Source organism: Pseudomonas sp. 10-1B (assembly GCF_000935045.1).
In the GTDB taxonomy this organism is placed as follows: domain Bacteria; phylum Pseudomonadota; class Gammaproteobacteria; order Pseudomonadales; family Pseudomonadaceae; genus Aquipseudomonas.
In genome coordinates, this window is the sequence record NZ_JYKS01000015.1 from 103780 (window position 1) to 120657 (window position 16878).

The window sequence follows — 16878 nt, forward strand, 5'->3', positions numbered from 1 at the left end:
GTTGTTATCGGTCGGGTGCACGCTGGCCCCCGCTGGCCGGGAAGCCAGGCGTGAAGGGGCTCAGATACGCTTGAACAAGGCCGAGCGCTGGCCTTCGGCAGCGCCATCGGCGGCGCTGTAGAAACGCTCCATGAAGATGTCGCGCTCGAACAGGCGGCCCTGCATCAGGCAGGTGATGGCCGCATCGATCATCGGCGGCGGGCCGCACAGGTAGGCTTTGTGGCCGTTGAAGCGGCCGTCGAAATGTTGCCGGGCGGCGTCGTGCACGTAACCACGCACGCCCTGCCACTGCGGGTCTTCTGCGGCCTGGCTGAGGGCCGGCACGTAGCTGAAATTGGCATGGCGGGCGGCCAGCGCTTCGAACAGCTCGCGGTTGTACAGCTCGGCACGGGTGCGGGCGCCCTGGAATAGGGTGATGCGCCGGGTGTCGCCACGCGCCAGCAGGTCGAGGATCATCGACTGCGGGCTGGATAGCCCCGAGCCGCCGGCTATGAAGATCAGGTCGCCCGGCTGCGAACCACGCACGAAGAACTGCCCGTAAGGGCCGGACAGCTCCAGCGCATCACCCACCTTGAGCTGGTGGTGAATATGCCCGGTGGCCACGCCCCCTTCCACCAGGCGCACATGCAGTTCCACCTCGTCAGGCAGCTGTGGTGGGTTGGCCAGGGAGAACGCCCGGGTGCCTTCGATGCCCGGCAGTTGCAGGTTCACGTACTGCCCGGCCTGGAAGGCCATCGGCCGGTCGAGCTTGAGGTGCACGCCGCGAATGGTCGGCGACAGCTCCACCAACCGGGTAACCACCGCGCAGTAATCCTGCACTGGCAAGCCGGCGAAGTCCGGGTCGACATCGACGTCGGCCTCGATCACCAGGTCGCTCTGCGGGATGGCGCAACAGGCCAGCACCTTGCCCTCGTCGCGTTCCATGTCCATCAGGGCGAATGACGAGGCAGCGCCGAGGTCGACCTCGCCTTCGAGCACCTGGCACTTGCAAGTGGCGCAGGTGCCGTGGCCGCAGGCGAACGGCAACCACACGCCCTGACGCAGCGCGGCTTCGAGGATGGTCTGGCCCTCCTCCACGTCGATCTGTTCACCGGTAGGTTCGATGGTGACTTGATAGCTCATGGCGGCATTCCTCAGTTGTGGCTGCCGCCCAGGCCTTCGAGGCCGGGGGTGTGCAGGTGCAGCAGGCTTTTGTGGGCAACGCCGTTGGCAGCCAGGCCACGGGCCAGGTCGGGGGTGAAGGGCTGTTCGTCCAGGCGCCAGCGCGCGGCGGCGAAGTCGACCTGGTTGGCATCCGGGTGCAGGGCGATGGCTGGCTTGACCACCTGCTCGATGAAGGCAGCGAAGGGTTGCGCCGGGTCCACCGGCAGGGTGAACGGTGCGCAGAACAGCAGGTGGTTTTCCCAGCACAGGTACACCAGCTGGGCACCGTGGAAGTTGGCCTGGCGGTCCAGGGGCTGGGCGGTGTAGTTGCCGATGGCGGTCACGGGCATGATGATGATCCTCTTGTTCTTGTAGGGCCTGGGCGCGGCAAAGGCGCCCAGGCGGTTCAGCGGCTCAGCCGACCTTGCGCTCGGCGCCCTGCAGCGCCTGCCAGCGCTGCTGTTCCGGCGAGCCTTGGTATTCGAAGTTGTCCTGCCCGGGGGCGATGTTGTAGTAGTCGCGCACCACCGCCTCGACATCGCCGCCGCCACAGTTGCCCTGCAGGATCTGGTGCACCGGCAGCCAGGCCTGCACGTACTTTTCCGGTTCGAAGGCGAAGATTTCGCAGCAGCCATCGGAGCAGAAGTGGTAGCGCTCGCCCTCATGCACCAGGCTGCGATGGCTCAACTGCGTGGGCGCATCCGGCTCGGTGAAGGCCAGCGGGATCTGGCAGACCTGGCACAGCATCGGCAACGTCGGGTTGTAGAAGCGCTCACCACGCGCCTGCAGCTCGCGCCAATGCTCGTAGCGCGGGCGGTAGTAACGGTCGAAGGTTTCCGGGTACTTGGCCGAGAGCCAGTCCAGTTCCTCGTCGCTGGGGATCCAGGTGTGGAAGTTGGTGGCCTGGCTGTACTGGTAGAAGATCGACCAGGCCTGATGGCTGATGTGCTCCTTGCCGATGGTGGTCTGCTCGACGTACTTCGGCGGGCGAATGCCATAGCGTTCCAGGTCCTTGAACAACGCGCCGCCGGCCTGCTCGAAGTACACTTCCCACGCTTCGGCCCAGGACATCACCTTATTCGGCAGCATGTAGTCCATCATCATCCCGACCAGGGTTAGCAGCCGGTAGCCGCGCCAGAACCACTTGTCGATCCAGCGCTGCACGATGGGCACGTTGTCCTCGTGCTGCTCTAGCAGGAACTTGATCACCTCCAGGCCCAGGGTCATGTGCCGGGCCTCGTCGGACTGCGCCGAAAAACCGAAGGTGACCGTGGCCATGTCGCCGTTGAACGCGGCGCCAGACATGAACGGCACGAACAGCAGGTTGGTCAGCACGTACTCGAACGAGAACGAAATGGCGGTGAGGAACTCGAACGGGCCGGCCGTGCGCGCATCCTCGAAGAACGACTTGGGCACCGACAGGAACCACACACGGTCGTGCATGTGGGCAAAGTCATGCAGGCCGTTGAAGTGCTTGTTGTAGTGGCTCATGGCGTGCACCTGGGTCTGCACATGGCGCAGTTCGTCGATGGCCTGCATCTGGCAGGCCACCCGCGCCCCGGCACCGCCAAAATGCCGGCCAACCCGGGCAAAGCCCTGGTAGGCCTGGTACTCCAGCGGCGTGACGCCACTCAGGAACAGCTTCAGGGCATTGACATAGCGGGCGTCGGAAATGTTCTGGTGGCCGTTGTTCTGGGCAAAGGCGTCGAAGATGGCGTACAGCTTCTTCTCTTTCTCGGCCTGGTATTTCCAGTAGGCGTCCATGGTCAGGCGGAACGGGTCTTCCCACTTGTCCCAGTCGGTGATCTTGATGCCTTCGAACCGCTCGTAGGGGTAGATGGCGTCCTTGCTCTGGTAGCTCGGCTCCCAGCCCAGGTCACGGGTCAGGCAGCGGTACTTGTCTTTCTGGTTGAGGCGCTTGGCGGCCATGGTGGTCTCCGGATTCTTGTCGTTGTACGGATCAGTTCCAGTGCAGGGCGAAGCAGTCTTCGTCTTCCTCGACGTTGCCGCCGAGGGTGATCACGTCGATCAGCATTTCCTGCACGTCCCAGTCACGGCCGAGCTTTTCCTCCACCGTGGCGCGGTGGATTTCCAGGCGCCCTTCGGCCTGCACGCGGATCATCGCCGGCTGGTGCTGCACCTGGGCATGCGGGTTGTCCTGGGTGATGGCCTCGACGATGTAGCGGGCGCTGTCGTTGTCCTGGAAGGCGATGTAGACGAGGGAAGTCATGCGGCATCTCCACTGAGGCCAAGTTTTTTCAGGCGTGCGCCAAAGGCGCTGTCGATGGCATCCAGCGCGTCGCGGCCGGGGCCGGCCTCGGCCAGCGGCAGCAGCGCTTGCAAGGCGCGGCCGCGCCATTGGCTGGCCCAGCCCTCGATCAGTTGGCGGTTGTGCGCGCTTTCGGCGACGGCGGTCTTGACCAGGGCATCGACCCAGCGCTGGCTCTCGGCGAACCACAGGCGCATGAACTCGGTGAGCATGCCCACCTGCCCTGCCCCGGCGGCCACCAACTGCGCATCGAAGTGCTCGAACAGCAGCGGGTACAGCAGGCCGTCGCTGACCAGGTTCTGCGCCAGGCTCAGCTCGAACCAGTCGCGCACCACCAGGCTGTCCTCCACATAGCGGCGCAGCCCTTGCCAGGCGGGCTCGTCCAGCCAGCGCTGCTTGGCCTCGGCCAGCAGCGCCAGGCCGTCGTCCTCCAGCAGCAGGCCGATGCGCGACAGGTACTGGGCGATGGCCAGGCGGTCCATGGCCTGGAACATGTGCATCTGGGTGACACTGGTGCCGAAAGCGTCAGCGGCGATGCCGCTGTTGTTCATGTTGGCGCCCAGTTCGGCGTGGCGCAGGGGCAGCAGCAGGCGGGCGATCAGGGCGCGGGTTTCGGCCGGCAGGCTGGCCAGCAACTCGCGCTTTTCGCAGAAGGCAAAGCTGTGTTCGGCGTTTTCCTGCATGCGCGCCCGGGCCTGCACGTAGGTGCCGTAGTAGTACTGGCGCGGGTCGCTGACGGCGTACCAGTCGGCCATCTGCAGCGCGGTGCGGCTGGGGTCGTTGAGCAGCTTGTCGGGCTGCCACAACGGGCGGTAGTGGAAGTTGCTGGCGGCCTCGATGTCGAAGCTGGCTTCCTGGTAGCGGCTGGCCGGCTTGTCACCGAAACGGCGGCGGGTATGGCTGAAGGTCTGGCGGATCGGCTCGACCGTGGCCGTCTTGATCTCGATACTCATGCAAGGCGTCCTGTACTTGTTGTTGTGGGAATGCAACGCACCGGCAGGCGGCGCTTCAATCGTCCGCGTCGCGGCTTTCGCCATAGCGCCATTTCTGCATGTCGGCATCGACGGCAGCGGCCATCGCGGCATCCATGTGGCGTACCCGGTTAGTGGCACAGAAGCTGGCAAAAGCAGTGCGCGGCAGGACCAGCTCGACGAACAGGTCCGGGTAACCGATGGCAAAGTCGAACTCCACGAAGGCCGCGTCCGGCTCGCTGCGTACGCGGACATAGCGCGGCATCTGCTCGAAGGAAGTGGTGGCTTGGGTCATGCGCAGGTGCTCCGGTTGGACGTGCCAAGGGCTAGAGCAACGGCTGTGCCAGGCGCTTTGAAATCGCTGAAAATCACTATTAACTAGTTGTTTTTAAAAGTTTTTAATTTTTTGCAGCACTGACCAGGCGCAAGGCTATAGGCCTGCTGCAGCCTGCCCATTTGATCATTTACTCAATCGCCCCAGCGCAGTTCGAGCAAATGGCGAACGTGACCGGCGATTGACTTTTGCGCGGCTTTCAGGCGGTTTAGAAAAGAGAACGACCCGGGCCTTGCCTGCAACTCCGTGGTCGTTCCGGCGTGAGCAGAAACCCGCCTTGCCTGAGCGGGCGCACGCCAATTCCCCATACAACTACAAGCAAGGGGCGCAACGAATGATTACCCAGTACAGGGCGCCAGAACCGGCACCGGCGCTGAAGGACCTGACCGAACGGGTACGGTTTCTCGGCACCGAAGGCAAGATCTGGCTGGACGAGCAGCGCATGCTGCTGGTGCAGGCGGCGACCATGGCCAGCATGCGTCGCGAGCTGATCGAAATGCTCGGCGTGGAACGGGCCAAGGGCTTCTTCCTGCGCCTGGGCTACCAGTCGGGGCTCAAGGACGCCGAACTGGCGCGCAAGCTGCGCCCCAACGGCAACCCGGTGGAGATGTTCTTCATCGGCCCGCAGTTGCACTCGCTCAAGGGCATGGTCAAGGTGCGCCCGCTGCAGCTGGAAATCGACCTGGACAACGGCCACTTCTACGCCGACATCGAATGGCAGGACTCCTTCGAGGTGGAAAACTGCCAGTCCGAAGCCCTGCATTCCGAGCAGCCGGTGTGCTGGATGCTGCTGGGTTACGCCATCAGCTACAGCTCGTTCTTCCTCGGCCGTCAGGTGCTGTACAAGGAGGTCAGTTGCCGCGGCTGCGGTGGCAGCGAATGCCGCATCATCGGCAAGCCGGTGGAGCAATGGGACGATGCCGACACCTTCCTGCGCTACTTGCAGAGCGACCCGATGATCGACGAGTTGCAATCGCTGCAGGTGCAGGTGGCCAACCTGCGCCAGCGCCTGCAGTACGAGTCGGGGCAGTTCTACGGCATCGGCCAGTCGGCGGTGTACCGGCGCTGCTGTGCGCTCACCGACAAGGTTGCGCCGGGCAAGGCCTCGGTGCTGCTGCTGGGCGAAACCGGGGTCGGCAAAGAGGTGATCGCCCGCAGCCTGCACCTGCGCAGTGAGCGCGCCGGCGCGGCATTCGTGGCGCTGAACTGCGCGACCATCCCACCGGACCTGATCGAGGCCGAACTGTTCGGCGTCGAGAAAGGCGCCTACACCGGTGCCCAGCAGGCGCGCATGGGCCGCTTCGAACGGGCCAACGGCGGCACCCTGTTCCTCGACGAAATCGTCGAGCTTACCCCGCGTGCCCAGGCCAGCCTGTTGCGTGTGCTGCAGGAAGGCGAGCTGGAACGGGTGGGTGACAGCCGCACGCGGCCGGTGGATGTGCGGGTAATTGCCGCCACCCACGAAAACCTGGAACAGGCAGTCAAGGACGGGCGTTTTCGCGCCGACCTGTTCTACCGCCTGAACGTGTTCCCGGTGCACATACCGGCGCTGCGCGAGCGCCGCGAAGACATCCCGCTGCTGATCGAGCACTTCCTCGGGCGCCTGCACCAGAGCTACGGCAAGAAAACCCGCGGCCTCAGCGACCGGGCTCTGCAGGTATGCCTGCAGTACGACTGGCCGGGCAATATCCGCGAACTGGAAAACCTCATGGAGCGCGGCGTGATCATCACCGACGAGAACCAGAGCATCGGCCTCGACGCGCTGTTCCCGCATGCCCCGCCGGCCGACGACAGCATTGGCCTGGGCAGCGATGGCCGACTGGTGGCGGCCAGTGACCAGGTGGCGCCCGGCTGGGTGGCGCAGATTCTCGACAGCGGCACCGGCCTGGATGCCGTCGAGGACGCCCTGATGCAGGAGGCCATGCAGCGCTGCGGGCAGAACGTCTCTGAAGCCGCGCGCCTGCTCGGCATGACCCGCCCTGCCCTTGCCTACAGGCTGAAAAAGGCCCCCGACAAGCCTTGAGCATTTGCGCAATGGCGCTGGCGCAGGTTGATCAAATGATCGAACGCGCGCCAGCTACCAGCGCGGCCTGGAATACAAAAACCTTTGATATCAACAAGTTGATTAAATGGCATCACATTTGCTCGACGCCTTGCACCGCAATAACAACAACGACCGGTGAGGCAACCATGACTGTAGCGATTTCCCATTCCCCCGAAGTACAGGCCTTTTTCAAGAAGGCGGCAGGCGTTGGCAACGACCAGGGCAACCCGCGCCTGAAACAGATCGTACTGCGCATCCTGCAGGACAGCGCGAAGCTGATCGAAGACCTGGCCATCAGCGACGACGAATTCTGGCACGCGGTCGACTACCTCAATCGCCTGGGCAACCGCGGCGAGGCCGGCCTGCTGATGGCGGGCCTTGGCCTGGAGCACTTCCTCGACCTGCTCAGCGATGCCCGCGACAGCCAGGCCGGGCATACCGGCGGCACCCCACGTACCATCGAAGGCCCGCTGTATGTGGCCGGCGCGCCGCTGTGCGAAGGCGAGGCGCGGTTGGACGACGGGCGCGACCCGGGCATGCCGATGCTGCTGGAAGGCCAGGTGCTGGACCTGGACGGCAAGCCACTGGCCGGGGCCATTGTCGATGTGTGGCACGCCAATACCCAGGGCCTGTATTCCTATTTCGATTCGAGCCAATCGGACTACAACCTGCGCCGCCGTATCCGCACCGACGCCCAAGGCCGTTACCGCGCCCGCAGCATCGTCCCCAGCGGCTACGGTTGCCCGGCCGACGGCCCGACCCAGGCCTGCCTGGACCAGTTGGGCCGGCATGGCCAGCGGCCGGCGCATATCCACTTCTTCATCAGCGCGCCGGGGTATCGCCACCTGACCACGCAGATCAACCTGGCGGGGGATGAATACCTGTGGGATGACTTTGCCCATGCCACCCGCGACGGGCTGGTGGGTGAAGTGGACATGCTGGAGGGAGGTGTGGCACGGGTGGTGTTCGACTTCTGCCTGCAGCCGGCGGCCAGTGCCGATGATGAACAGCGCAGCCAACGGCCGAGGGCTTTGCAAACGGTTTGAGATTGTCGGGGCCGCTTTGCGGCCCTTTCGCGACACAAGGCCGCTCCCACAACGACAGCACTAGCCGCAAGCCAGCTCCCACAGGTATTGCACAGGGCTTGCGGCCTATGCGGTCGAGGTGGGAGCTGGCTTGCCGGCGATGGGCCGCAAAGCGGCCCCAACTTGCCCTAGCTTTGCCCGGCCAGCTCGGCAAGCACTTGCGCCGCGGTAGTGACCTGGCGGAAATGGTGCTGCCACAGCTCGATGCCCAGTTTGCCCGAGCGGTCCAGCGACGACCCTACCGTCATGTCGGTAACCAAGGTGGGCATCAGCCCCGCATCGAACAGGGCAAAGCCGGCAGCCAGTACGCAAGTTTCGGTCTGCAATCCACACACCAGCACCCGCTCCACACCCAGTTGCCGGATGTACTCGATAGCCTCGGCGCTCTGCCCGTAGCCATGCTTGACGAATACCTGGTCGGCTTCGACCAGGCTCTCGTCCTCGGCCGCGGGGTGCCAGCCGAGCTGCCGTTCGAACGGCGTGGCCTGTTCGTCATGCAACTCGACCGAGGCAATGGTGGGGATGTTGGCCGACAACCGGCGCAGGCCATCGACCAGCCACTCGGGCGGGCTGAAGGTGGACTGGACATCGACGATGAGCAAAACCTGGCGCATGGGCGGATTCCGGCACGGGGCAAAAGGTGCCGAGTATAACGTGGTGCGAGGGCTGGCAACCGTTGCCGTAGCGCTCATCCCTGGCCTACTATTGCGAAAAATTCTCATATGAGACCTTGTCGCACAGCGAAAGGATGCCCCCATGCCGCGCCTCGAACCCACCTACAGCCAGCAAGTCCACACCTACTACAACGCGCACCACGGCTGGATTCGCGGCTGGCTGCACAAGCGCCTGGGCAATGCCAGCGATGCCGCCGACCTCGCCCACGACGTGTTCGTGCGCCTGCTGAGCAAGCCACAGCAGTTCCAGACCGACCAGCATGCGCGGGCCTACCTGAGCACTGTCACCCGCCATCTGTGCATCGACTTCTGGCGCCGTCAGCATCTGCAGCAGGCCTGGCTCGACGCCCTGGCAGCCCTGCCCGAACCGCAGGCACCGAGTGAAGAAGAGCGCGCGCTGGTGTTCGAAGCGCTGGAGCAGGTGCAGCGGATGCTCGCACGGTTGCCCGACAAGGTCTGCCAGGCCTTTCTGCTGGCCCAGGTACAAGGGCTGGGCTACCGGGAAATCGCGCGCCAGTTGCAGGTGTCCGAGCGTAGCGTGACCAAGTACATGGCCCAGGCGATGTACCAGTGCCTGCTGCTGGAGCTGGACTTGCCATGAATGCCAGTGAGTGCCCTGACCACACCACCTTGCAGGCAGCCGCGAACTGGTATGCCCAGTTGCTCGCCGCCCCGCATGACCGGCAATTGCGTTTGCGCTGGCAACAATGGCTGGGGGCGGCAAGCACCAACCAGGTGGCGTGGGCCCATGTGGAACGCATCAGCCAGCGCTTTTCACCGCTGAAGCTGCAAGCCGACGCTTCACTGCAGGCGTTGGGCAGCGTGCGCCGTACCGACCTCGATCGCCGCCGCGCGGTTGGCCTGCTCGGCTTGCTGTGCGGCGGCAGCCTGCTGGCCTTGGCCGGCTGGCGAATACCCGCAGCCAGGCACCAACTGCTGGCACTCAGCGCCGACCAGCGCACGGCTACCGGCGAAGTACGCAGCCTGCGCCTGCCGGACGGCGGCCAGTTGTGGCTGAACAGCGCAACTGCCTTGAACATCGACTACCGCGCCAACCTGCGCCGCCTGGAGCTGCTGGCCGGCGAAGTGCTGGTGGAAACCGCCCACGACAGCCGGCCGTTCGTGATCGACACCCGCCAGGGCCGCCTGCAAGCGCTGGGTACCCGCTTCAGTGTATGGCAGCGCGACCATGCCGCACGCCTGAGCGTGTTCGACGGCGCAGTGCGCCTACACCCTGCAGAAGGCACCGAAAGCCTGGTGGTTGCCGCCGGCTGGCAAGCGGACTTCGACCGCCACGGCGCGCAGCCGCCGCGTGCGGTGGACGAGTCGCGCCAGGCCTGGCGCGATGGAAGGCTGCTTGCCAGCGACATCAGCCTTGGCGAGTTCGCCGAGCAATTGCGTGCCCACCTGCCCGGCCATCTGGGTGTCGCCCCGCAGGTGCAGGCTTTGCGAGTGATGGGTAGTTTCCCCGCCGACGACCCCGAGCGCACCCTGGCCATGCTCGAAAGTGCTTTGCCGATCAGGGTGCGCAGGACCTTGCCATGGTGGTACAGCATCGAGCCGCGCTGAATGCGCAGGTCAGCCTGCGCTGTTCTTGTGGTAGCAGGCTTGCCCGCGAAGAATCCAGCGCGCTGAATGGCTCCGGCATTTTTTTTTACCCAGAGGTGTTCCGGTTTCACCCCGCTCGTTCGGATTAGCAGATGAACACCTTGCTTCATCTGCCCCCACAAGGAACACCCATGCCTCAGCTCCCGTTCAACTTGCGCCCTCTGCTGCTGGCCCTGCCGTTGCTGGCCGCCAGTTCCGTCATGGCCGACGACAGCCTTCGCCACTATGACCTGCCTGCCGGCCCGCTAACCCAGCAGCTCAATCGCCTGGCCAGTGTGGCCGGTATCTACATCGTCGGTGACGGCGCGCTCAGCCAAGGCAAGGCCAGCTCCCCGCTCCACGGTGACTTCACCGCCGAACAGGCACTGCTGCGCATGTTGCTGGGCAGTGGCCTGGTTGCCGTGCCCAGTGGCGAACGCCAGTATCGGCTGCAGCCCGCAGCAGAAGACGCGAGCCTGCAACTGGCACCCACCAGCGTCGACGCCCGCCGCGACAGCGCCTACGGTGCCGTGGACGGTTACCTGGCCACCCGCGCCAGCAGCGCCAGCAAGACCGACAGCGCGCTGCTGGAAACCCCGGCCTCGGTATCGGTGGTGACCCGCGACCGCATCAAGGCCCAGGGGGCGCAAACCGTCACCGAAGCCTTGAGCTACACCGCCGGCGTGCATGCCAACGTCGCCGGCAACAACCCCACCGACAACACCTTGATGGTGCGCGGTTTCCAGCAGATCAACAGCGATGCCTACACCGACGGCTTGCGCAACAATAACATCGGCTATTACGCCCCCGAGCCGTTCGGCCTGGAACGCATCGAGGTGCTCAAGGGGCCGGCGTCGGTGATTTACGGCCAGGGCGAGCCCGGCGGCATGATCAACCTGGTCACGAAAAAACCGCTGTTTGCCGCCCACCATGAAGTCGGCCTGTCACTTGGCAATCACGACCGTCAGCAACTGAGCCTCGATGTCGGCGACCTGCTCGACAGCCAGGGCACCCTGGCCTATCGCCTGGTGATGCTCGGCCGCGATGCCGACAACGAGATCGACGGCATCAAGGACGACCGCCAATACGTCGCGCCCAGCCTGACCTGGGCACCGAACGAGGACACCAGCCTGACCCTGCTGGCCTCGTACCAGAAGAACACCAACCTGTTCACCTCGAACATGGCCTATTCATTGTTCGACGGCTCCAACCCCAACGGCCGCGTGCCACGCCACCGCTCGCTGAACGAGCCGGGCTTCGACCGCGAACAGTCGGAAATGAACAACCTTGGCTATGAGCTGAGCCACCGCTTCAACGACACGTTCAGCTTCCGCCAGAACTTCCGCTACAGCCACATGCACGGCTACCAGCACCAGCTGTTTCGCAACAGTGGCGTGATCAACAACGACACCCTGGCCCGCTATTACGAACTGCGTGACTACGACAGCGACAACTACACCCTGGACAACCAGCTGCTGGCCAACTTCAGCACCGGCCCCGTGCGCCATGACCTGCTGCTGGGCGCCGACTACCTGCGCGGCCACCGCAGCCAGGACGTGCAACACGGCGACGCGCCATCGATCAATATCTACAACCCGGTGCGCGGCGTGCCGATCGACACCTCGCGCTACACCTCGCTGCTGTCCAGTGCCCGCGACGACCGCCAGGTCGGGCTGTACCTGCAGGACCAGGTGCATTTCGACAACTGGGTCGCCACCCTGGGCGTGCGCCACGACTGGGCGCGCCAGGACAGCACCAACCGCATTGCCGGCAGCCACCAGGTGATCACCGATGAGGCCACCACCGCCCGCGCATCGTTCGGCTACAGCTTCGCCATGGGCCTGTTCCCCTACGTGAGCTACAGCGAATCGTTCAAGCTGGCCAGCGGCAACAGCTTCGACGGCTCCCCTTTCGAGCCGGAAACCGCCAAGCAGTACGAGGTGGGCATCAAGTACCAGCCGCCGGGCAGCGAACACTACGTCACCGTGGCCGCGTTCGACCTGCGCCGGCAGAATGTGGCAACCACGGATGTCGACCACCCAGGCTTCAGCGTCCAGCAGGGCGAAGTGACCTCGCGCGGGGTCGAAGTGGAAGGCGTGGCCAAGCCGCTGCCGGGGCTGAACCTGATCAGCGCATACACCTACAACGATGTCGAGGTAACCAAGGACAACCCGAATACGCTGGGCGTCAGCAACAAGGGCAATAGCCCGGTGCGGGTGCCTCGCCACCTGGCCTCGCTGTGGGTCGACTACACCCTGCAGGGCGGGCCACTGGCCGGACTGGGCGGCGGCCTTGGCGTGCGCTACACCGGCTCCACCTATGGTGACGCGCAGAATACCTTCGAAGTACCCGGCTACACCCTGGTCGATGCCATGCTGTCGTATGACTTCGGCCAGGCCAGCAACGGCCTGCAGGGGTTGTCGGCGCAGCTTAACGTGAAGAACCTGACCGACAAGTACTACGTCGCCGGCTGCTTCGCTACCGTGGGCTGCCTGCTGGGTACTGGGCGCACCGTCACGGCCGACCTGACCTATCGCTGGTAGTTGGGACCTGGGCAACTGCCTGGCTCAATATCTGCCACCTGGCAAATCCCCTGTGGGAGCGGGTATACCCGCGAAGCATTCAGCGCGGGGGATGGCACCGGCTTTGCCGGTGTTCGCGGGCATGCCCGCTCCCACAGGTATGACGCGAGCCCGAAACCTGCACAGCAACCTGTGGCAGCAGGCTCGCCCGCGAAGAAGCCAGCGCGGGGGATGGCACCGGCCTTGCCGGTGTTCGCGGCTAAAGCCGCTCCCACAGGTATATGGCGCGAGCCCGAAACCTGCACAGTACCTGTGGGAGCGGGCTCGCCCGCGAAGAAGCCTGCGCGGTGGAGGGCAGCGCATGGTTTTCTTCGCAGGTAAACCCGCACACAGGGTCCGCAGCACCTACCGCATTTTGTTCTGTTTCAGGCTATGATCGGTCACCCCGCAGCGGACGCCCTGAACCATGCCCGTAGACCTGCAAGCGTTATACCCCAGGCTGATCCACCTGATGCTGGACACGGTATTCGTGGTCGACAGGGACAACCAGATCGTCTTCGTCAGCGATGCCTGCGAGGCCCTGCTGGGCTACCGAGCCTGTGAGCTGGTCGGCACGCCGATCACCGACTACATGCACCCTGACGACCTGGCGATCACCCGTGCCTCGATCGTAAAGGTGATGAACGGCCAACCGCATTACGACTTCCGTAACCGCTATATCCGCAAGGATGGCGGTATCGTGCACATCCTGTGGGCAGCCTGCTGGTCCGACGAGGCCGAGGCCCGCATCGGGGTAGCGCGGGATGTGACCGCCCAGCGCGAGGCCGAAGAAGAACTGCGCTTCCTGGCCCATCACGACCCACTGACGCGGCTGGCCAACCGGGCGATGTTCAATGAACGGTTGGAGTCGGCCTTGCGCGAAGCCCACCGCCAGGGCACCCGGTTGGCGTTGCTGTTCGTAGATATCAACGATTTCAAGGGCATCAATGACGTTCACGGGCATGCCGTGGGGGACCAGGTGCTGTGCACGCTCGCCCGGCGCCTGGAAGCCTGCATGGAGGCAACGGACACGGTAGCCCGGATAGGCGGGGATGAGTTCACCGTGCTATTGAACGACATTGCTTCGCAGGATGCCGTTGCCGAGAAAGTGGCCTGTGCCCTGACGGCCATGGCCGCACCGCTTGGGGCGGAACTGTCTGGTGTAAAGATGCCATCCTGCAGCATCGGGGTAGCCTGCTACCCCGAAGATGGACGGGATGCCGATGCGCTGTTGCGTCATGCAGATGGCCACATGTACCGGATCAAGCAGCAGTATTCCGCGCAAAGGTGATACCCATGCCCACCCCCGAAAACGCCCTGCTGCACAGCTGGCAGCACAACGCCCAGGCCTGGATCGACGCCGTGCGCAGCGGTGCCATCGAGAGCCGTCGCCAGGTTACCGACCAGGCCATCCTGCTGGCCATCCTTGGTCGCCAGCCCGAGCGGGTGCTCGACCTGGGCTGTGGTGAGGGCTGGTTGCTGCGCGCGCTGGGCGACCGTGGGATCGAGGCCGTGGGCGTCGATGGTGAGCGAACGCTGGTGGATGCTGCACGCGCAGCGGGTTCCGCCGAGGTGCACCTGGCCAGCTATGCACAGCTGGCCGACGCGCAAGTGTATGTGGGTAAGGGCTATGACCTGATTTGCGCCAACTTTGCGCTGTTGCACCAGGACATCATTCCCTTGCTGGCGGCAATGAATGCGTTGCTGGTACCCAGTGGTGCGCTGGTAATCCAGACCCTGCACCCATGGAGCGTGGCGGACGGGAATTACCAGGATGGCTGGCGTGAGGAGTCGTTTGCCGGCTTTGCCGGGGACTGGCAGGCGATGCCGTGGTACTTCCGCACCCTGGCAAGCTGGCTGAACGCGCTGGACATGGCGGGGTTGCGGCTGGTCGGCTTGCAGGAACCGCAGCATCCGCAGAGCGCGGTGCCGCAGTCGTTGTTGATGGTGGCTGAGCGCTTTTGAATTGCGGGGGCTGGACCGGCCTCATCGCTGGCAAGCCAGCTCCCACAGGTACCGCATTGACCTGTCAGGCTGCAGTGAACCTGTGGGAGCTGGCTTGCCGGCGATGAGGCCGGTACAGGCGACTACAGCACTGGCTTGCGCGCAGCGCCGCTGCGGGCCTTGGCCATGGCTGCCAGGCGCACCGCGACGTTGGCCGCGCCATAACCGGCATAGCCACCCTTGCGCTGGATGATCTCGAAGAAGAAACGCTCCTCGAACGGCTCGGTGTACACGTGGAACAGCTCGCCGCCCTGGGCGTCGCGGTCGTACAGCACGTTGTAGTACGCCAGCTCGCTGAGGAACTCGTCGTCGAAATCGAAGCGCGCCGCCAGGTCGTCGTAGTAGTTCAGCGGGATTTCCAGCAGCGGCACCCCGGCCAGCTTGGCCCGCGCTACTTCACGGAAAATGTCGTCACAATCGAAGGCGATGTGATGCACACCCGAACCACGGTAACTGGACAACGCATGGGCGATGGCGGTGTTGCGGTTTTCCGAGATGTTCAGCGGCAGGCGCAAGGTGCCGCACTGGCTGCGCAGGGCGCGGCTCTTGACCAGGCCGTAAGGGTCGGGCAGGACCACTTCGTCGTCGGCGGCGAAGTCGAACAGGCTCTTGTAGAACAGCACCCAGCTGTCCAGCGACTCGGCCGGCAGGGCCAGGGCCATATGGTCGATGCGACGCAGGCCGCCGCTGGCGGTGGCGCTGTTGTCCAGGCTGAAGTCGGTGTCGTACAGGGTCTGCCCGGCAGTGCCCTGCTCCACCAGGTACAGCAGGCTGCCATCCGGTGCACGTACCGCCGGCACTTCGCACTCGTTGGGGCCGACCAGGCCACGGAACGGCTGGCCACGGAAGGCGGTGGCGCGCTTCAGCGCGGCCTGCTGGTCCTTGACCCGCAACGCAGTCGCGCACAGCGACGGGCCATGGGCCTCGAAGAAGTTGTGGCCGAAGGAATACGGTTCGGCGTTCAGGACAATGTTGATATCGCCCTGGCGCAGCAACTGCACCTCTTTGCTGCGGTGCTTGCCGGCTTCGGCAAAGCCCAGGCGCTTCAACCAGCTGGCCAGGCGCGCGCCGACGGCCTCGTCGACCGCGAATTCAAGAAACTCCACGCCGTCGTAGACGCTGGCCGCTGGCGGGGTAAACAGCACGCCAGGTTCGATCGGGGTGTTTTCCTGCTCCAGACGCAGGCGGGTCTGCTCTTCGAGGTACAGCAGCGAACGCAGGCCATCGGCGGCATTCTGCCGGGGTGGCGCGGCGCGGAAGCCGTCGTTGAAGATTTCCAGCGACAGCGGGCCGCGATAGCCAGTGGCGAGGATCGGCGCGAGGAACCCGGCCATGTCCATTTCGCCCTGCCCCGGGAAGCAGCGGAAGTGGCGGCTCCACTCCAGCACATCCATGGCCAGCAGCGGTGCGTCGGCCATCTGCACGAAGAAGATCTTGTCGCCGGGGATATCGCGGATCGCGCTGGGGTCGCCCTTGAGCGACAGGGTGTGGAAGCTGTCGAGAATCACCCCGAGGGCCGGGTGGTCGGCCTGGCGCACCAGGTTCCAGACTTGCTGGTAGGTGTTGACGTGGCGGCCCCAGGCCAGGGCCTCGTAGCCAATGCGCAGGCCGCGCTTGCCGGCGTGCTCGGCCAGCAGGCGCAGGTCGTCGACCAGCAGTTGTTCTTCGCCCAGGGCATCGGCCTGGACGTTGCTGCACACCAGCACCAGGTCGGTGCCCAGTTCCTGCATCAGGTCGAACTTGCGCTCGGCGCGGTCGAGGTTTTTCTGCAGGCGGTCGCGACGGCAGCCTTCAAAATCGCGAAATGGCTGGAACAGGGTGATGGCCAGCCCCAAATCGGCGCACATCTGGCGCACCTGGCGTGGGCTGCCGGCGTAATAGAGCAGGTCGTTTTCGAAGATCTCGACGCCGTCGAAACCGGCGGCGGCGATGGCTTCGAGCTTTTCCGGCAGGGTGCCGCTCAAGGACACGGTGGCGATCGAACGCTGCATGGCGGGAGTTCCTTGTTGTTGGAGGGTTACGGTGCCAGCCAGGTAAAAACCACTGTCACAGTTTCTGGCACGATCGATTATTCGCAGGTAAAGTCGTGGCTTCAATCGCTTTGTACGAAATGGTTAGTTTTGTGTTCGATTATCGCACAAAACCCGTTTTAGCGAATTGCTAGACCGCTGGCCCGTGGTCAACATGAACCACAGACGCAGGCAAA

The 16878-nt window shown here is 64.5% G+C and carries 15 protein-coding genes; 7 read left to right on the top strand and 8 right to left on the bottom strand.

Features of this window, described 5'->3' with window-relative positions:
- Nucleotides 1-60 precede the first annotated feature (60 nt).
- From TZ03_RS10585 to TZ03_RS10610, 6 genes are all read right to left on the bottom strand, one after another.
- Nucleotides 61-1122: an NADH:ubiquinone reductase (Na(+)-transporting) subunit F gene (locus TZ03_RS10585; protein ID WP_051097551.1), complete on the bottom strand. Its 1062-nt coding sequence runs from the start codon at nt 1120-1122 to the stop codon at nt 61-63.
- Nucleotides 1123-1133: 11 nt separating this feature from the next.
- Nucleotides 1134-1493, bottom strand: a complete 360-nt coding sequence (locus tag TZ03_RS10590) for a phenol hydroxylase subunit P4 (protein ID WP_051097552.1) — start codon at nt 1491-1493, stop codon at nt 1134-1136.
- A 64-nt stretch (nt 1494-1557) separates the two neighbouring features.
- Nucleotides 1558-3072: an aromatic/alkene/methane monooxygenase hydroxylase/oxygenase subunit alpha gene (locus TZ03_RS10595; RefSeq protein WP_051097553.1), complete on the bottom strand. Its 1515-nt coding sequence runs from the start codon at nt 3070-3072 to the stop codon at nt 1558-1560.
- A 31-nt stretch (nt 3073-3103) separates the two neighbouring features.
- On the bottom strand, nt 3104-3373 hold the full coding sequence (locus tag TZ03_RS10600; protein WP_051097554.1) for an MmoB/DmpM family protein: 270 nt from the start codon (nt 3371-3373) through the stop codon (nt 3104-3106).
- Nucleotides 3370-4365, bottom strand: a complete 996-nt coding sequence (locus TZ03_RS10605) for an aromatic/alkene monooxygenase hydroxylase subunit beta (protein ID WP_051097555.1) — start codon at nt 4363-4365, stop codon at nt 3370-3372. Before TZ03_RS10605 ends, TZ03_RS10600 begins: the two co-directional genes overlap by 4 nt.
- A 55-nt stretch (nt 4366-4420) precedes the next feature.
- Complete coding sequence (locus TZ03_RS10610; protein ID WP_051097556.1) at nt 4421-4678, bottom strand: phenol hydroxylase subunit; 258 nt, start codon at nt 4676-4678, stop codon at nt 4421-4423.
- Between the two features lie 373 nt (nt 4679-5051).
- On the opposite strand from TZ03_RS10610, the gene TZ03_RS10615 reads away from it, so the two are divergent.
- Nucleotides 5052-6740, top strand: coding sequence for a sigma-54-dependent Fis family transcriptional regulator (locus TZ03_RS10615; RefSeq protein WP_051097557.1), 1689 nt, complete (start codon nt 5052-5054; stop codon nt 6738-6740).
- Nucleotides 6741-6907: 167 nt separating this feature from the next.
- The gene (gene catA / locus TZ03_RS10620; RefSeq protein ID WP_051097558.1) at nt 6908-7807 is read left to right on the top strand and encodes a catechol 1,2-dioxygenase; all 900 of its coding nucleotides are present in this window, start codon (nt 6908-6910) and stop codon (nt 7805-7807) included.
- A 167-nt stretch (nt 7808-7974) separates the two neighbouring features.
- Here catA and TZ03_RS10625 read toward each other — a convergent pair whose 3' ends face one another.
- Nucleotides 7975-8460: an isochorismatase family cysteine hydrolase gene (locus tag TZ03_RS10625; protein WP_051097559.1), complete on the bottom strand. Its 486-nt coding sequence runs from the start codon at nt 8458-8460 to the stop codon at nt 7975-7977.
- A 142-nt stretch (nt 8461-8602) separates the two neighbouring features.
- On the opposite strand from TZ03_RS10625, the gene TZ03_RS10630 reads away from it, so the two are divergent.
- From TZ03_RS10630 to TZ03_RS10650, 5 genes are all read left to right on the top strand, one after another.
- A complete protein-coding gene (locus tag TZ03_RS10630) occupies nt 8603-9121 on the top strand; it encodes a sigma-70 family RNA polymerase sigma factor (RefSeq protein WP_051097560.1) in 519 nt (172 codons plus the stop codon).
- Nucleotides 9118-10089 carry a FecR family protein gene (locus TZ03_RS10635; RefSeq protein ID WP_236692800.1) on the top strand — a complete coding sequence of 324 codons (972 nt, stop codon included), beginning with the start codon at nt 9118-9120 and terminating at the stop codon, nt 10087-10089. Before TZ03_RS10630 ends, TZ03_RS10635 begins: the two co-directional genes overlap by 4 nt.
- A gap of 170 nt (nt 10090-10259) precedes the next feature.
- Nucleotides 10260-12650, top strand: coding sequence for a TonB-dependent siderophore receptor (locus tag TZ03_RS10640; protein ID WP_051097561.1), 2391 nt, complete (start codon nt 10260-10262; stop codon nt 12648-12650).
- 445 nt (nt 12651-13095) lie between these two features.
- On the top strand, nt 13096-13959 hold the full coding sequence (locus tag TZ03_RS10645; protein WP_051097562.1) for a sensor domain-containing diguanylate cyclase: 864 nt from the start codon (nt 13096-13098) through the stop codon (nt 13957-13959).
- Nucleotides 13960-13964: 5 nt separating this feature from the next.
- Entirely contained in the window at nt 13965-14633 is a 669-nt protein-coding gene (locus TZ03_RS10650; RefSeq protein ID WP_051097563.1) for a class I SAM-dependent methyltransferase, read from the top strand.
- A 122-nt stretch (nt 14634-14755) separates the two neighbouring features.
- Here TZ03_RS10650 and quiC read toward each other — a convergent pair whose 3' ends face one another.
- Nucleotides 14756-16663, bottom strand: a complete 1908-nt coding sequence (gene quiC, locus TZ03_RS10655; protein ID WP_051097564.1) for a 3-dehydroshikimate dehydratase QuiC — start codon at nt 16661-16663, stop codon at nt 14756-14758.
- Between the last annotated feature and the right edge of the window lie 215 nt (nt 16664-16878).

Bases quoted from the DNA above. Each gene is read 5' to 3' on its own strand.
- TZ03_RS10585 (WP_051097551.1), bottom strand. From the start codon at position 1,122: ATGAGCTATCAAGTCACCATCGAACCTACCGGTGAACAGATCGACGTG.
- TZ03_RS10590 (WP_051097552.1), bottom strand. From the start codon at position 1,493: ATGCCCGTGACCGCCATCGGCAACTACACCGCCCAGCCCCTGGACCGC.
- TZ03_RS10595 (WP_051097553.1), bottom strand. From the start codon at position 3,072: ATGGCCGCCAAGCGCCTCAACCAGAAAGACAAGTACCGCTGCCTGACC.
- TZ03_RS10600 (WP_051097554.1), bottom strand. From the start codon at position 3,373: ATGACTTCCCTCGTCTACATCGCCTTCCAGGACAACGACAGCGCCCGC.
- TZ03_RS10605 (WP_051097555.1), bottom strand. From the start codon at position 4,365: ATGAGTATCGAGATCAAGACGGCCACGGTCGAGCCGATCCGCCAGACC.
- TZ03_RS10610 (WP_051097556.1), bottom strand. From the start codon at position 4,678: ATGACCCAAGCCACCACTTCCTTCGAGCAGATGCCGCGCTATGTCCGC.
- TZ03_RS10615 (WP_051097557.1), top strand. From the start codon at position 5,052: ATGATTACCCAGTACAGGGCGCCAGAACCGGCACCGGCGCTGAAGGAC.
- catA (WP_051097558.1), top strand. From the start codon at position 6,908: ATGACTGTAGCGATTTCCCATTCCCCCGAAGTACAGGCCTTTTTCAAG.
- TZ03_RS10625 (WP_051097559.1), bottom strand. From the start codon at position 8,460: ATGCGCCAGGTTTTGCTCATCGTCGATGTCCAGTCCACCTTCAGCCCG.
- TZ03_RS10630 (WP_051097560.1), top strand. From the start codon at position 8,603: ATGCCGCGCCTCGAACCCACCTACAGCCAGCAAGTCCACACCTACTAC.
- TZ03_RS10635 (WP_236692800.1), top strand. From the start codon at position 9,118: ATGAATGCCAGTGAGTGCCCTGACCACACCACCTTGCAGGCAGCCGCG.
- TZ03_RS10640 (WP_051097561.1), top strand. From the start codon at position 10,260: ATGCCTCAGCTCCCGTTCAACTTGCGCCCTCTGCTGCTGGCCCTGCCG.
- TZ03_RS10645 (WP_051097562.1), top strand. From the start codon at position 13,096: ATGCCCGTAGACCTGCAAGCGTTATACCCCAGGCTGATCCACCTGATG.
- TZ03_RS10650 (WP_051097563.1), top strand. From the start codon at position 13,965: ATGCCCACCCCCGAAAACGCCCTGCTGCACAGCTGGCAGCACAACGCC.
- quiC (WP_051097564.1), bottom strand. From the start codon at position 16,663: ATGCAGCGTTCGATCGCCACCGTGTCCTTGAGCGGCACCCTGCCGGAA.